The organism is Pseudarthrobacter sp. L1SW (assembly GCF_020809045.1).
Classification (GTDB): domain Bacteria; phylum Actinomycetota; class Actinomycetes; order Actinomycetales; family Micrococcaceae; genus Arthrobacter.
In genome coordinates this window covers 1,417,452-1,432,510 of the sequence record NZ_CP078079.1, presented here as the reverse complement: position 1 = coordinate 1,432,510, position 15,059 = coordinate 1,417,452, and the positions used below count along the sequence as shown (strand labels likewise).

Sequence of the window (15,059 nt, the reverse complement as noted above, 5' to 3'; positions counted from 1 at the left end):
GAAGAGCCTCCGTACCGGGAATGACGTTCCCGGTACGGAGGCTCTTCGCTGTTCAGTGGCCCACCAGCGGTTGCTGCAGGTCAGCGGTTGCTGCAGGTCAGCGGTTGCTGCAGGTCAGTGGCTGGTGGCCTTTTCGGCGCCGACCCCGGTGAGGGAGCGGACTTCCATTTCGGCCTGCTTGGCGGTGTCCTCGCGCTTCTTGTCGAGGACAGTTCCCAGCCAGCCCAGGAGGAACGCCAGCGGGATGGATACGATGCCGGGGTTGCTCAGCGGGAAGAGCGCGAAGTTCGCGTCCTTGATCATCGAGGTTGCTGCGCCGGAGACCACCGGCGAGAAGATGATCAGGACAATCGCCGAGCCCAGGCCGCCGTACATGCTCCAGACCGCGCCCTGCGTGGTGAACCTCCGCCAGAACAGGGAGTAGATGATGGTGGGCAGGTTGGCGGAGGCTGCCACGGCGAATGCGAGCGCCACAAGGAACGCCACGTTCTGTCCGTTGGCGAGGATGCCGCCCAGGATGGCCAGGACCCCGATGACCACAACGGTGCGCCGGGCCACTTTCACTTCCGTGTCGGCGTCGGCCTTGCCCTTGGCGATGACGCTGGCATAGATGTCATGGGCGAAGGAGGCGGCAGCGGTGATGGTCAGGCCGGCCACAACGGCGAGGATGGTGGCGAACGCCACGGCCGAGATGAAGCCCAGAAGCAGCGGCCCGCCCAGGTAGAAGGCCAGGAGCGGGGCAGCGGAGTTGACCTTGCCCGGGGCGGAGTTGATGGTTTCGGCGCCAACCAGAGCGGCTGCGCCATAGCCGAGGACCAGGGTGAAGAGGTAGAACAGGCCGATCAGCCAGATGGACCACACCACGGACTTGCGGGCTTCCTTGGCCGTGGGGACGGTGTAGAAGCGCATGAGCACGTGGGGCAGCGCGGCAGTGCCCAGCACCAGGGCCAGGCCAAGCGACATGAAGTCGAGCTTCGAGGTTTCCGTCTTGCCATACTGCAGGCCGGGGTTGAGGACGGCCGGGTTGTTGGCGGTCTCAACGGCTGCGCCGAGGAGGCTGGACAGGTTGAAGCCGTAGATGGCCAGGACCCACAGGGTCATCACGGCGGCACCGGCGATGAGCAGGATGGCCTTGATGATCTGCACCCAGGTGGTGCCCTTCATGCCACCGATCAGGACGTACATGATCATCAGGGCGCCAACGACGATGATCACCAGGGCCTGGCCGCCCCAGTCGCTGATGCCAAGGAGGAGCGAAATCAGGCTGCCGGCGCCTGCCATCTGGGCCAGGAGGTAGAAGAAGCAGACGGCGAGGGTGGAGATGGCCGCGGCAATGCGGACCGGCCGCTGCTTCAGCCTGAAGGACAGGACGTCGGCCATGGTGAACTTGCCGGTGTTGCGCAGGAGTTCGGCAACGAGCAGCAGCGCCACGAGCCAGGCCACCAGGAAGCCGATGGAGTACATAAAGCCGTCATAGCCGTTGATGGCGATGGCGCCGGTGATGCCCAGGAAGGAGGCGGCCGAGAGGTAGTCGCCGGCGATGGCGGTTCCGTTTTGGGAGCCTGTGAAGGAACGGCCGGCCGCGTAGTAGTCAGCCGCGGTCTTGTTGTTCCGGCTGGCGCGGAAGACGATCACCATGGTCACGGCAACAAAAAGGCCGAAGATGCCCATGTTCAGCAGCGTGGTGTCCTTGAGGGCGGCAACGTCCACCGCTGTAGCGATAGTGATCATTTGGTGGCTCCGCCTACTCGGTTTCCGTGCTTATCAAATTCGTGGCCCTCGATCTCGTCCCGGATCTCCTTGGCGATGGGGTCAAGCCGCTTGTTGGAGTAGTGGACGTACCAGCCAGTGATCGCGAACGTTGACACGAACTGGAGCAGGCCGAGGATCAGGCCAACGTTGATGTTGCCCCAGACCTTCGTGGACATAAAGCCCACGGCGTAGTCGGCGAGCAGGACGTACGCGAAGTACCACAGCAGGAATGCTGCTGCCATGGGAAAGACAAAGCTGCGGTGACGCTTGCGCAGTTCCTTGAACTGCCCGGTCGACTGGACTTGCTCGAAGTCCACGGACGCCGCTGCGTCCGGAGTGTGGGCATCGTTACCCATCGTTCCTCCTCGTTGAGACTTGCCTGGACACACCAAACGGCAGTCCCGGGAATGGGGTACCGCAAATGTGACTGCAATCACTCTGCTGCGTGGGGGTCCCACATTCCAGACTTTGCCTGCCGGCGGTCGCTCAACGGTTGGGATGCTGCGACAAACGGCACCCGCGGCTACGCTGGGCACCATGCCGGACTCCCCCCTCCTGACTGCCGCGGCCGTGGCCGTCATCGCCATGGCCATCGCCGTCGTCGTCGGCGTGGGACTCAAGGTGCTCCGCTCCTTCAGGGACCTGGGGACCGACGCCGAGCGGGCCACCTACCACACGCTGCACGCCGCCTCCCAGGCGGGCCAGCACCTCCGCCGCGGGCTCAACCCCGCCGGCGCCGCCAAGGCCAGCCGCCAGTTGCGCGGCCTCCTGGGCTGCGACGCATTGGCGATCATGGACACCTCCGGCGTGCTGGCCTGGGACGGTGCGGGGGAGGACCTGAAACCCCGGATGATGGACCTTGCTGCCGGTGTCCTGGCGAACGGCCGGACAGCCGTGCTCCCCGCCGGGGACGCCGGCCCCGCAACAGACACTACCGGGGGTCCGCTCGCTGCTGTGATCGCTCCGGTGCGGGCCGGCACCCGGGTGGTGGGCGCCGTCGCTGCCTTCGCCCCGACCGCGGGTGCGGGGCTTGTCCGGGCCACCAGCGAAGTGGCGGACTGGGTGGCTGTACAGGTGGAACTCGCGGAGCTGGACGCGTCCCGCACCCAGTTGATGGAGGCCGAGGTGCGGGCGCTCCGCGCCCAGATCAGCCCCCATTTCATCTACAACTCACTGAACGCCATCGCATCGTTCATCAACACGGACCCGGCACGCGCCAGGGAGCTTGTGGTGGAGTTCGCCGACTTCACCCGCTACTCCTTCCGGCGGCATGGCGACTTCACCACGCTCGCCGAGGAGCTCCGCTGCATCGACCGGTACCTGCTCCTGGAGCGGGCCAGGTTCGGCGAGCGCGTCCAGGTGAGCCTCCGCGTGGCGCCGGAGGTGCTCAGCACCGTCATCCCGTTCCTGAGCCTGCAGCCGCTGGTGGAGAACGCCGTCCGGCACGGGCTCGAAGCCAAGGAGGGGCCCGGGCACATCAGCATCACGGCCAACGACGCCGGTGCCTTCGCCGAGGTGACCATTGAGGACGACGGCGTGGGCATGGACCCCGGCCAGCTCCAGTCCATGCTGGCCGGGCACACCGACGGCGACCATGTTGGCCTGCGGAACGTCGATGCCCGGCTCCGCCAGGTCTACGGCAACGACCATGGGCTGGTGATCGAAACCGCTCCCGGAGAAGGAACCCTGATCACCATGCGGGTCCCCAAGTCGCAGCCGGGCCACGATGCGTGACCCTGCCCGGACTGCGCCCGGTGCTTTAGGCAGGCTCCGGAAAGCTACCCTAGGAGCATGATTAACGTCCTCGTCGTTGATGATGAGCTGCCCGCCGTTGAGGAACTGGCGTTCCTGCTGGGCAGGGACGACCGCGTGGGAACGGTCCTCCGGGCCACCTCCGGCAGCGAAGCCCTCCACGCACTCTCCTCCGCCCCGGTCGACGCCGTCTTCCTGGACATCCACATGCCCGCGATGTCCGGCCTGGACATTGCCCGCGCCATCGCAGGGAGCAGCCGGCCGCCCGCCGTGGTGTTCGTGACGGCGGACGAGGACCACGCGCTGGACGCTTTCGAACTCGCCGCGGTGGATTACCTGCTCAAGCCGGTGCGGGCGGAGCGCCTGGCCCGCTGCGTGGGGCGAATCAGCGAACTGCGCGACGGCGGCGCCGCCCCGGAGATGATCACGGTTGACCAGGGCGGGACCACCCGGATGATCAGGCGCGACGACGTCACGTACGTCCAGGCGCAGGGCGACTATGCGCGCCTCCACACCGCCGAGGCCAGCTACCTGATCAGGGTTCCGCTGGCTGACCTTGAGCAGCAGTGGGCTGACGCAGGATTCATCCGGACGCACCGCTCCTACCTGGTGGCCCTGAAACATGTGACCTCCATGAAGCTTGCCGCCGACGGTCCCAGCGTCACGGTGGCGGGCGCGGGGCTGCCCATCAGCAGGCGCCACCTGCCCCTGGTGCGGGAGAAGCTCGAGGCCACCCGGATCAGGCCCATTGCATGACCAGGGTGCGGGTAACGGCGCCGCGGACTGCGGTGCGTCCGGCGAAGGAGACGCGGGAAGCCGCCCAGGATTCCGAAGTCGGCCAGGTTTTTGTGAGGTCCCTCATCCGGTCCCAGCTGCGGCTGGCGCTGGTGGTGGCCGGGGGGTTCCTGGTGATCCTTGGCGCGTTTCCGCTGCTGCTCACCGCGGTCCCGGGGCTGGCTGAAACCCGGGTGGCCGGCATTCCGTTCGCCTGGCTGCTGCTGGGGGCAGGCATCTACCCGGTTATTGGGCTGAGCGCCTGGCTGTACATCCGGACGGCCGCGCGCAACGAGGCCCGGTACCGGGACCTGGCCGAGGACCAGTGAGGCAGGCGTGAACCCTGGCATTGCCGTCGCTGCCCTGCTGGGCGTCTCCCTGGCCACCGCCGTGATCGGCTTCTACGGCCTCCGCATTTCGCGGACCACGGGTGATTTCTACGTCGCGTCCCGCACTGTACGGCCATGGTGGAACGCGTCCGCGATCGGCGGCGAGTACCTGTCAGCCGCCAGCTTCCTGGGTGTCGCCGGGCTCATCCTGCTGTCCGGAACCGATGCACTGTGGTTTCCGGTGGGGTACACGGCAGGCTACCTCATGCTGCTGCTCTTCGTGGCGGCCCCGCTGCGGCGGTCCGGCGCCTACACCATCCCCGACTTCACCGAGGCAAGGCTTGACTCGCGGCCGGTCCGGAAAGTCACCAGCCTGGTGGTGGTCTTGGTGGGCTGGCTGTACATCGTGCCCCAGCTCCACGGCGCCGCGCTCACCATCCGCATCACCACGGGGCTGCCGTCCTGGGTTGGGTCCGTTGCAGTAGTGATTGTCGTCTGCCTCACTGTGGTGGCCGGCGGCATGCGCTCCATCACGTTCGTCCAGGCGTTCCAGTACTGGCTCAAGCTCACAGCGCTGGCCGTGCCCATCCTGTTCATCATCTTCGTGCTCGCGGGCAACGGGGCCCCTGCGCTGGCGGCACCTGCGGTCAACCCCACCGGCGTGCCCCCTGCCGGGCTGTACCAGAACGTGTCGCTGCTGGTGGCCCTGCTTTTTGGAACCCTGGGGCTGCCGCACGTGCTGGTCCGGTTCTACACCAACCCGGACGGCCAGTCCGCCCGCCGCACCACGCTGATCGTCCTGGGCCTGCTGTCCGTTTTCTACCTGTTTCCCACCGCCTACGGGCTCGTGGGGCGGATGTTCGCGCCCGGCCTGGCCCGGGCCGGGCAGGCGGATGCCATGGTGCTGCTGCTGCCGGGGGAACTGGTGGGCGGGACGGCGGGAGACCTGCTGTCCGCGCTGGTGGTGGCGGGAGCGTTCGCCGCGTTCCTTTCCACTACCTCCGGGCTGGTGGTTTCCCTGGCCGGCGTCATCAGCCAGGATGTCCTGGGCGCGGGCGTGGGCAGTTTCCGGCTGGCCGCCGTCATTTCCGCCGTTGTCCCCCTGGGCTTTGCGTTCATGACCGACTCGTTCGCCCTGGCCGGGAGCGTCGGGCTGGTCTTCGCCTTCACGGCTTCCACCGTGTGCCCGGTGCTGCTGCTGGGGATCTGGTGGCGGGGGCTTACGGACGCCGGCGCCATCGCCGGCATGCTGACCGGCGGGGCCCTGTGCGGCGGGGCAATGATCGTGGGCGCCCTGGCCGGGGCAGCCAACACGCCGGGCTGGCTCGCCCAGCCGGCAGCGTGGACTGTGCCCACGGCCTTCGCGGTGATGGTCATCGTGTCCCGTGCAACGGTGCGGCGGATTCCGGGAACCATGGCCAGGGTGATGACCCGGCTGCACACGCCGGAGCGCCCGCTCGCCACCGAACGCTGAGCTCCGCTCCCCTGCCGGCGGACAACGGAGCCATGTCCGCGGGCGGCTGTGCGGCGTCAGTCGATGGCAGCCATCAGCTCGACCACGCGGTCCAGGAACGCGTCCACCTGCGATTCCTCGTACCCGTCCGTGCCCACGGCAGGGCGGAACACTGCCCGGCGCACACTGTCCACGCTGAGCGGCTTGTCCTGCTCAAGGTAGGCAATCAGCTCGCGGCACAGCCGGTCGACGTCGGCCGTGTTGTAACTGCGCGCCTTCTTCTTGGTGGGGCGGCGGAAGCGGTCGCCATCAGGTCGGTGCAGGCGCCCGCGGAGGATGCCGGAGAGGTTCCCGATCTCGCGCAGCCAGGCCTCTTCCCCGCGGGCTGCGATCAGTTCGTCCCGCTCCCGCCGGGCGAAGGCGTCCTCGAGCCGGTCCAGGGCGGCATCCACCACCGTGGCCGAATACCCGCCTTTGACGGGGTCGAAGGAGACAGCCCTGACATCTGAACTGTTGACGGGCTGGGCCGCGGATTCCGGAGTCTCCAGTGACACCCTGGCACGTTGCAGGAACTGGTCCACCTGTTTGGCGTTGTAGCCATACTCACCGCGCTGCACGCGCTCAAAGGACGCCGGGATCTGCCGATGAAAGTCCAATGCCACTTTTGCTTCCTTCAATGCTCTTCAGCCGTAGTACTTCCGCACCAGCTTATTTGTGCTGGGGGTGGTCCGCCTTTCAGGCGGCGTTTGTGTCAGGCACCGGCCACCAGTCCGTAAAGGACAAAGGCTGCCGGCGATGCAAAAACGATCGAGTCAAGCCTGTCCATGACTCCGCCGTGCCCTGGCAGGATGCTGCTCATGTCCTTGATGCCCAGTTCGCGCTTGACCATGGATTCAGCGAGGTCCCCCGCCGTGGAGGCGGCAACCAGGCCAACCGCCAGGACAATGCCCACCCACCACGGCCTGTCGAGCACGAACAGGCAGGCAAGGATGCCGATGAGCATGGCCCCGCCAATGGACCCCGCGAATCCTTCCCAGGACTTCTTGGGGCTGATCTTGGGCGCCATGGGGTGCTTGCCCAGGGACGCCCCCACAAGGTAGCCGAAGGTGTCGTTGGAGACCACCAGCAGGAGCATCACCGCCACCTGCCAGGCGCCCTGCGGGATTGTTCCGCCCGGCCACAGCCCCAGCGGCGTTGCACCTCCCGCGGCGTGCAGGGGCAGGACGGCGAAGCTGATGAAGAACGGCACCCAGCCCAGGGTGAAGACGCCCGCGAAGATGCTGTTGGCCGAGCCGGCGGCACTCTCGATGGACCGCCACAGCAGGACGGCCACCGAGCTCATCAGCATGGCAAACAGGAGGCTTTCAATGCCCCCGAGGTACGCGGCGAACGGCATGGCCACCGTGCCGGTCATCACCGGCACGATGGGCATCCTGGTCCCGTTGGCCTCCAGGGCGCGGTAGATCTCCCACACCCCGAAGATGGCAAAGGTGGTGGTTACCGCAACGAAGCCGAGCGGGAGCAGCAGCAGGCCGCCCAGCACGGCAAACAACATGGCCAAACCCACCACGACGGCGGCCGGAAGGTTACGTCCGGCCTTTGGCGTCGGGTTGCTCCTGGGCTGCTTCCCCCGTGTGCGCGCCCTTGCTGCCGGGGCCTGATCTGCCTGGCCCATCAGACTTCGAGCAGCTCTGCTTCCTTGCGCTTGAGCAGCTCATCGATGCCGTCGACGTGGGCCTTGGTGAGACTGTCGAGCTCCTTCTCGGCGCGGGTGCCCTCGTCCTCCCCGGCCTCGCCGTCCTTGACCAGCCTGTCCAGGGTTTCCTTGGCCTTGCGGCGGATGTTGCGGATGGACACCTTGGCGTCCTCGCCCTTGGTCTTGACGATCTTGACGTATTCCTTGCGGCGTTCCTTCGTCAGCTCCGGGATGGTGATCCGGATGACGTTGCCGTCGTTGGAGGGGTTGGCGCCCACCTCGGAATCGCTGAGGGCCCGCTCAATGTCGCGCAGGGCGGTCTTGTCGAACGGGGTGATGAGGATGGTCCGGGCGTCCGGGATGGCGAAGGATGCCAGCTGCTGCAGCGGGGTGGGCGAGCCGTAGTACTCGACCAGGACCTTGTTGTACAGGCCCGGGTTGGCGCGGCCGGTGCGGACGGAAGCGAAGTCTTCCTTGGCTACCTCTACTGCCTTGTCCATCTTTTCTTCGGCCTCGAGCAAGGTTTCTTCGATCACGGTCTCTCCTGAAGGGTCCGGTGCAGTCCGGGTACCCGGGTCCCTGCACACAACATGGTTCTCTGTTGCTGTCCGTCCCCGCCACTAGAAGCGCGGACAGAACTGTCCTGAAATCATCCTAGCCGCAGCTAGGTGGTGACCAGCGTGCCCAGCTTTTCGCCGAGGATGGCCCGGGTGACGTTCCCTTCGCCTTCCATGCCGAACACCACCATGGAAAGGTTGTTGTCCTTGCACATGGTCATGGCCGTCTGGTCCATGACGCGGATGTCGCGGCGGAGCGCGTCATCGTAGCTGAGGGTTTCCAGCCGCTCGGCTGTGGGGTCCTTCTTGGGGTCCGCCGTGTAGACGGCGTCCACGCCGCTCTTGGCCATCAGGACGACGTCGGCGTGGACCTCCAGGGCCCGCTGCGCCGCGACGGTGTCCGTAGAGAAGTACGGCAGCCCGGCGCCCGCACCGAAAATGACCACGCGCCCCTTTTCCATGTGGCGGATGGCACGGCGGGGAATATAGGCCTCGGCCACCTGGCCCATGGTGATGGCGCTCTGGACGCGGGTTTCGACGCCGGCCTGTTCCAGGAAGTCCTGGAGGGCCAGGCAGTTCATCACGGTGCCGAGCATGCCCATGTAGTCGGCGCGGGAGCGGTCCATGCCGCTCTGGGAAAGTTCGGCGCCGCGGAAGAAGTTGCCACCGCCAACCACGATGGCCACCTCCACCTGCGGGACGGCTGCGGCGATCTGCTTGGCGACATCGCGGACGGTCTCAGGGTCAACGCCCAGCTTCCCGCCGCCGAAGACCTCACCGGAGAGCTTCAGGAGGACCCGGCGTCGACTTTTCTCTGGCTGGATTACAGTGTTGACGGCTTCCATGATGCCTTCCTGTTGGTGAACTCTAAAAAGGTTATCCTGCTGCGCGGCCAAAGGTCCCATACGGGACCTGTCCCGTATGGGACATCCCCCGCGCATGCAAAAGGGGCGGCCACCGAAGTGGCCACCCCCTTGCTGTTTCGGCTAGGAGCCGACGCGGAAACGCGTGAACGCGGTTCCCTTGACACCGGCCTCGGTGAGGACCTGTGCCACGGACTTCTTGGCGTCCTTGGCGAATGCCTGGTCAACCAGGACCTCACCCTTGTAGAAGCCGGTAACGCGGCCTTCCACGATCTTGGTGAGGGCGGCTTCGGGCTTGCCCTCGGCCTTGGCGGTCTCTTCGGCGATGCGGCGCTCGGACTCAACCAGGTCGGACGGAACGTCCTCGCGGGTCAGGTAGTTCGGGGCCATGGCAGCGATGTGGACTGCGACATCGTGGGCGGCGGTGGCAGCAGCTTCGCCTTCACCGTCAACAGCGAACAGCACGCCAACCTGGGCCGGCAGGTCCTTGGAGGTCTTGTGCAGGTAAGCGTCGACCGTTGCACCCTCGATGCGGGAGATGCGGCGGACAACAACCTTCTCGCCCAGGACAGCGCCTTCTTCGACGACGACCTCGGAGAGGGGCTTGCCGTCAACATCGGTGGCGAGCAGGGTCTCGAGGTCGGCTGCGCCGGACTCGACGGCAACGGCCAGGACCTTGTCGGCCAGCTGGATGAACTTGTCAGCCTTGGCGACGAAGTCGGTCTCGCAGTTGACCTCGATCATGACGCCGACGCCGTTGCTGACCTTTGCGGCCACCAGGCCTTCAGCGGTGGAGCGGCCCTCACGCTTGGTAGCGCCCTTGAGGCCCTTGATGCGGATGATCTCGATGGCCTTCTCGGCGTCGCCGTTGGCCTCGTCAAGAGCCTTCTTGACGTCCATCATGCCGGCGCCGGTGCGCTCGCGCAGGGCCTTGATGTCCGCGGCAGTGTAGTTCGCCATGTGAACCCCTCTGTCTAGAAATTTGTTGTGGTGTACGGACCGACAGGACGGCAGCCCGTGGTGGGCCGCCATCCTGTCAGCAGCTCCGGCAACCGCAGGACGGCGCCGGAGAATCCGCATTTACTTGTGTTACTTGGCTTCTTCGGAAGGAGCAGCAGCTTCCTCCGCCGGAGCAGCAGCTTCTTCTGCGGGAGCAGCAGCAGCTTCTTCTGCCGGAGCAGCAGCTTCAGCCTTGCTGCCTTCAAGGAGCTCGCGCTCCCACTCGGCCAGCGGCTCTTCCGGAGCTTCGGTAGCGCCCGTGCCACGGTTGTTGCGCGCGATGAGGCCTTCGGCAACGGCGTCTGCAACAACGCGGGTGAGGAGGTTGACGGAGCGGATGGCGTCGTCGTTACCCGGAATCGGGAAGTCGACCTCGTCCGGATCGCAGTTGGTGTCCAGGATGGCGACAACCGGGATGTTCAGCTTCTTGGCCTCGTCAACGGCGAGGTGTTCCTTCTTGGTGTCCACGATCCAGAGCACGGACGGTGCCTTGGTCAGGTTGCGGATACCGCCGAGGTTGGACTCCAGCTTGGTGAGTTCGCGCTTGAGGAGCAGCAGCTCCTTCTTGGTGTAGGCGGAACCGGCGACGTCGTCGAAGTCGATCTCTTCGAGTTCCTTCATGCGCTGGATGCGCTTGGCGACCGTCTGGAAGTTGGTCAGCATACCGCCGAGCCAACGCTGGTTGACGTAGGGCTGGCCAACGCGGGTAGCCTGCTCGGCAATCGCTTCCTGGGCCTGCTTCTTGGTGCCGACGAAGAGGACGGTGCCGCCGTGTGCAACGGTGGCCTTCACGAACTCGTAGGCGCGGTCGATGTAGGACAGCGACTGCTGAAGGTCGATGATGTAGATGCCGTTGCGCTCCGTGAAGATGAAGCGCTTCATCTTCGGGTTCCAACGGCGGGTCTGGTGTCCAAAGTGGACGCCGCTGTCAAGCAGCTGGCGCATAGTTACGACGGGCATGCCGACGCTCCTTCCGGCAGGTCATTCATGAGAGAGCCCGGAGGCTTCTTACCCTGCCACTAGTTGACGGTTGATTAGCGTGGCCCGGACGGGCCGTGCTCCTGGCATCCATCAGGCTTCCCATCAGGACCGGGGTCCTGACCGCAAGAGGCCTGATCCTCCGCCAGCGAGGCCTGGGCGTCGCTTCTGGAGGGCTGGATGCGCGTAGTCAGCCGCCGCTCCCCCACACTCCTGAATGAGATGTGCCGACGCCGCCCGGACAGGACCATGTAACCCTTGGAAGAACCATTGGATAGTCGCTGGACGGAAAGCGTTGAGGGCGCAGCAAACTGCTCCATCAAGTGTACTACAGGCGACCTCGGCCAGAGGACACTGACCAGGACAGGAACGACGCCGCCACGCGCCTTATCCACATAGCCGCGCCTGGCACTCGCCGCACCATTTGGGGCGGGCGCACGCTGGTGGCATGAGACCATCCTTGCTGCTCGCGGCGTTCCTCCTGATGCCCGCCTCGCTGGCCCCGGCCGGGGAACCCCTCGCCCCGGCGCCTGCCCAGGCTGCGCCCCTGGCAACCGTGGGCGGCGCAACGCCGGCCGCCACGCCAGGTGTGGCCCAACCCTCCTGGCAATGGCCCCTCGCGCCCCGCCCCCGGGTGTTGCGGGATTTTGATCCGCCACCCAAGCCCTGGCTGAGTGGCCACCGGGGCGTGGACCTTGGGACAGCGTCCGACGGCGCACACGTCGCCTCGCCGGCCGCGGGCACCGTCAGCTTCGTCGGGGTGGTGGTGGACCGGCCCGTCATCACCATCGACCACGGCAATGGCCTGCGGAGCAGCTTTGAACCCGTTGAGAGTACCCTCGCTGCCGGCAGCAGGGTAGCAGCCGGGCAGTTCATCGGCTCCGTCATCCCTGGGCATTGCCCTGCCGAATCCTGTGTCCACTGGGGCGTGCGCCGCGGTGATGACTACGTCAATCCGCTGCAGTTCGTCATGGACCTCCGGCCGTCCATCCTGCTGCCGCTCGGAGCGCCGCGTTAGCCCCCCCGGTCCGCGGGCGCCAGGTCGGCCGGACTGGCTAAACGATCGCAGAGATGCCGGTGATGGCGCGGCCCGTGACCAGGGTGTTGATCTCGTGGGTGCCTTCATAGGAGTAGATAGCTTCGGCGTCGGCGAAGATCTTCGCCATCTCGAAGTCCGTCACAATGCCGTTGCCGCCCAGGAGGCTCCTGCCGATGGCTACGCTTTCGCGCATCCGCGCAGTGGTGAACGCCTTGGCCAGGGCCGACTGTTCGTCCTTTGCCAAGCCTGCGTCCTCCAGCTGCGACAGCCTCACCATCATGCCCATGGAACTGACGGCGTTGCCCAGGATCTGCACCAACTGGCTTTGGATCAGCTGGAAGGACGCGAGCGGCCTGCCGAACTGGTGGCGTTCCACGGCATAGCGCCGGGCAACGTCGAAGGTTGCCAGCTGCTGGCCCACCGCCTGCCAGGCGACGCCGAGGCGGGTCACTTTGAGTACCTTGTTGGTGTCGCGGAAGCTGTTGGCGTGGGCGAGCTTGAAGAAGTCCGGGACCACAACGCCATCCAGGGTGATGTCGGCATTCTGGACGGTGCGCAGGGAGATCTTGTTCTCGATTTTGGCGGCACTGAAGCCCTCCAGCGTGGTGTCCACCAGGAAGCCCTTGACCTGGTTGTCGTCAACGTCCCTTGCGTAGATGACCACCCAGTCGGAGAACGTCGCGTTGCCGATCCAGCGCTTTGCTCCATTGAGGATCCAGTTGCCGCCCTCCCGGCGGGCGGTGGTGCGGGTGCCGCCGGCCACGTCGCTGCCGCCCAGGGGTTCGGTCAGCCCGAAGGCGCCAATCTTCTTCAGGGCATAGACGTCCGGAAGCCAGGCGTCCTTCTGCTCCTGTGAAGCCAGCGCCTCAATGGAACCGGTGAAGAGGCCGTCGTGGACGCCCATGAACGTCGAAATGGAGGTGTCGGCCCGAGTCACTTCGGCGTGCATCAGGCCGGCAAAAAGGTTGGAGTGCCCCTGCCGCCTTACCGGACTGACAAGGTCGATCTCCGCAAGTTTCGGAATGAGGTCCATGGGGAACTCACCGCGGTTCCAGCAGTCCACGGCGATGGGCTTAACCTCCCGCGCCAGGAACTCCCGGACCTCCGCCAGCCGGTCCTGTTCCTTTCCGGTGAGCAGTTGCTCGAAGGCGAAAAAGTCGCCGTCGGCGTAGGGAAGGTCGTTCAGGCCGGTATGAGTGGTGGACATATCTACCTCACAGGTGGTCAGCGGTGACCGGCGTTCCATGAAGGAAGCACGGTAAGTTACTGATGAGTAACATACCGCAGTTTCGGCGCTTAAGGAAGAAGACCGCGGCCGACATGATCGTCGGCCGCGGTCTTCCCGGCGTAGGGCTACTCGGACTTGAACCGGGGACCTTAGGATTAGCAATTCCTGCCTTTCGTCAGTTTCCGGTGGATTCCAGTACCCCGGAGACCCCAGGCAATATCGCCCCTCGAGCGATTCCAACTGATCATTACCTTTTGATCCTGCTCGTTGTTTCCGGTGGGTTAGCGGTGGACGAGCCACCGAATGTGTCTACCCGCAGCCCATTCGATGGAGGGCTGTCGGCAAGGATCTCGGTGGGCGGCGTCACACGGCCGGGGAGCCTGGCACCCAGGTCGCCCGTGACCTCGGAAGGTCCAGGGCGACCCTGTACCGGCGGTCCGAGAGTTGCCGCAAGCGACGACCATCTGAGTTCGCCTTCTGCGGTGGATGGGTGGCGGTCTACGGGCATCTGCTGCGTCCCTCCGGCCCGCCTACAAGCAAGACAGCTCAGGCTGTCATCTATCGGTGCCTCAGTCACCAGCGCGCCAACGTCGCCACACCCTCCAACGACGTTGAGCAGCGGTTTTGTCAGAGGTGCCGTGCATCCTGATCTTACGAGACCGGACGCACGTAACTAGGAGAAGACAGATGGCTGAGGGCCGGATTACCCAGCAGGACCTGGATTGGTGGCTGGAGTTTGCAGCCTCCCGGGAGTGGACGTTCGCTAAGACCTATGCCGAGACGGCACCCCACCACTACATCATCGAAGGGCGCACCTCGGGCGTGACCCACGAGGACATGGTTCGCGCGGCGCGCGTGATCCACACCTTCGGGCAGCCGGGCAAGTACTACTCGCTGACCAAGATCTATCTCCTAAGCCCCGACGGGAAGTACCGCTGGTGGACCGAGGACAACCACTTCACCGACACCACGCTGGTCAACCGCGCAACCACTCGGCTGTTCTACGGAATCCAGAACGCACCCTCCACGGTCAGCGACATCGAGTCGCCGTACGACGCGGTCGCCACTATCTGGGACGCCGAGCACCCCATCGGCTCCGGGGAGTCGAACCGTGTCAAGCGGCTCCTCGATGGTGTTCGGGGAAAGCACCCGCCCCACGTTCTCGACATCGGCTGCGGCACCGGTCGAGTGCTCGATCTTGGGCTCGCAAGTGCTGACCGCTACGCGGGCATTGACTCCAGTCAGGCGATGCTTAACCTCCTGATCCGCAAGCACCCGGAGGCCGCAGCAATCTACCCGGTCGATTTCCGCGATGCACTCACCGCCAACACGTTCTCCGCGGGCCAGTTCGACTGGGTCTTCCTCGACACTGCGGTCGAGATGACGGCCGAGCAGCGCGCCCAAGTAGAGCGCATCGCCCGACTCGCGATGATCATTGTCGACGGGCACGAGTGGACTCTTCGTAATGTGAGAGAGAACTCTGCGGAGCGCATCCGCGCGGAGTCCAACTCGATGAGGGCCGCGCCATGAACCGGACATCGGAGCCCTCATCGCCGTAGACCCTAGGGCTTACGGTTGGGGTTACACCCATCTCCCGCCGCCGGTATCTCCGTCACGGTGCGCCATTTTGGAGCGAAGG

Annotated in this window: 15 protein-coding genes; 6 read left to right on the top strand and 9 right to left on the bottom strand. The window is 65.6% G+C overall.

The genetic code is table 11. The features are described 5' to 3' along the window. Positions 1 to 114: 114 nt before the first annotated feature. Both KTR40_RS06590 and KTR40_RS06585 read right to left on the bottom strand, forming a co-directional pair. Positions 115 to 1,731 carry a cation acetate symporter gene (locus tag KTR40_RS06590; RefSeq protein ID WP_139028670.1) on the bottom strand — a complete coding sequence of 539 codons (1,617 nt, stop codon included), beginning with the start codon at positions 1,729 to 1,731 and terminating at the stop codon, positions 115 to 117. Then, positions 1,728 to 2,108, bottom strand: a complete 381-nt coding sequence (locus KTR40_RS06585; RefSeq protein WP_139028669.1) for a DUF485 domain-containing protein — start codon at positions 2,106 to 2,108, stop codon at positions 1,728 to 1,730. The genes KTR40_RS06590 and KTR40_RS06585 overlap by 4 nt, the downstream gene beginning before the upstream one ends. 181 nt (positions 2,109 to 2,289) lie before the next feature. Between KTR40_RS06585 and KTR40_RS06580 the strand changes: the two genes are divergently transcribed. The 4 genes from KTR40_RS06580 to KTR40_RS06565 are packed head-to-tail and all read left to right on the top strand — an operon-like array spanning position 2,290 to position 6,081. Further along, positions 2,290 to 3,486 carry a sensor histidine kinase gene (locus tag KTR40_RS06580; protein WP_139028668.1) on the top strand — a complete coding sequence of 399 codons (1,197 nt, stop codon included), beginning with the start codon at positions 2,290 to 2,292 and terminating at the stop codon, positions 3,484 to 3,486. Positions 3,487 to 3,543: 57 nt separating this feature from the next. After that, a complete protein-coding gene (locus tag KTR40_RS06575) occupies positions 3,544 to 4,260 on the top strand; it encodes a LytTR family DNA-binding domain-containing protein (RefSeq protein ID WP_139028667.1) in 717 nt (238 codons plus the stop codon). After that, positions 4,257 to 4,607: a hypothetical protein gene (locus KTR40_RS06570; RefSeq protein WP_139028666.1), complete on the top strand. Its 351-nt coding sequence runs from the start codon at positions 4,257 to 4,259 to the stop codon at positions 4,605 to 4,607. The genes KTR40_RS06575 and KTR40_RS06570 overlap by 4 nt, the downstream gene beginning before the upstream one ends. Positions 4,608 to 4,614: 7 nt before the next feature. Beyond that, complete coding sequence (locus KTR40_RS06565; protein WP_139028665.1) at positions 4,615 to 6,081, top strand: cation acetate symporter; 1,467 nt, start codon at positions 4,615 to 4,617, stop codon at positions 6,079 to 6,081. Between the two features lie 56 nt (positions 6,082 to 6,137). Here KTR40_RS06565 and KTR40_RS06560 read toward each other — a convergent pair whose 3' ends face one another. From KTR40_RS06560 to rpsB, 6 genes are all read right to left on the bottom strand, one after another. Next, positions 6,138 to 6,722, bottom strand: coding sequence for a DivIVA domain-containing protein (locus tag KTR40_RS06560; RefSeq protein ID WP_228405661.1), 585 nt, complete (start codon positions 6,720 to 6,722; stop codon positions 6,138 to 6,140). 89 nt (positions 6,723 to 6,811) lie between these two features. Beyond that, positions 6,812 to 7,735, bottom strand: coding sequence for a phosphatidate cytidylyltransferase (locus tag KTR40_RS06555; protein WP_228405660.1), 924 nt, complete (start codon positions 7,733 to 7,735; stop codon positions 6,812 to 6,814). Next, a complete protein-coding gene (gene frr, locus KTR40_RS06550; RefSeq protein WP_066274709.1) occupies positions 7,735 to 8,292 on the bottom strand; it encodes a ribosome recycling factor in 558 nt (185 codons plus the stop codon). The genes KTR40_RS06555 and frr overlap by 1 nt, the downstream gene beginning before the upstream one ends. 128 nt (positions 8,293 to 8,420) lie before the next feature. Then, positions 8,421 to 9,158, bottom strand: coding sequence for a UMP kinase (gene pyrH / locus KTR40_RS06545; RefSeq protein WP_139028662.1), 738 nt, complete (start codon positions 9,156 to 9,158; stop codon positions 8,421 to 8,423). Positions 9,159 to 9,299: 141 nt separating this feature from the next. After that, positions 9,300 to 10,136, bottom strand: a complete 837-nt coding sequence (tsf, locus tag KTR40_RS06540) for a translation elongation factor Ts (RefSeq protein WP_066274704.1) — start codon at positions 10,134 to 10,136, stop codon at positions 9,300 to 9,302. 129 nt (positions 10,137 to 10,265) lie between these two features. Beyond that, positions 10,266 to 11,135, bottom strand: coding sequence for a 30S ribosomal protein S2 (rpsB, locus tag KTR40_RS06535; RefSeq protein WP_139028661.1), 870 nt, complete (start codon positions 11,133 to 11,135; stop codon positions 10,266 to 10,268). Between the two features lie 466 nt (positions 11,136 to 11,601). Here rpsB and KTR40_RS06530 point away from each other — a divergent pair, with 466 nt between their 5' ends. Continuing rightward, on the top strand, positions 11,602 to 12,171 hold the full coding sequence (locus KTR40_RS06530; protein WP_228405659.1) for a M23 family metallopeptidase: 570 nt from the start codon (positions 11,602 to 11,604) through the stop codon (positions 12,169 to 12,171). A 37-nt stretch (positions 12,172 to 12,208) separates the two neighbouring features. On the opposite strand, the gene KTR40_RS06525 is transcribed toward KTR40_RS06530, so the two are convergent. After that, the gene (locus KTR40_RS06525; protein ID WP_228405658.1) at positions 12,209 to 13,399 is read right to left on the bottom strand and encodes an acyl-CoA dehydrogenase family protein; all 1,191 of its coding nucleotides are present in this window, start codon (positions 13,397 to 13,399) and stop codon (positions 12,209 to 12,211) included. A gap of 708 nt (positions 13,400 to 14,107) precedes the next feature. Here KTR40_RS06525 and KTR40_RS06520 point away from each other — a divergent pair. Continuing rightward, on the top strand, positions 14,108 to 14,950 hold the full coding sequence (locus KTR40_RS06520; RefSeq protein ID WP_228405657.1) for a class I SAM-dependent methyltransferase: 843 nt from the start codon (positions 14,108 to 14,110) through the stop codon (positions 14,948 to 14,950). Positions 14,951 to 15,059 lie beyond the last annotated feature (109 nt).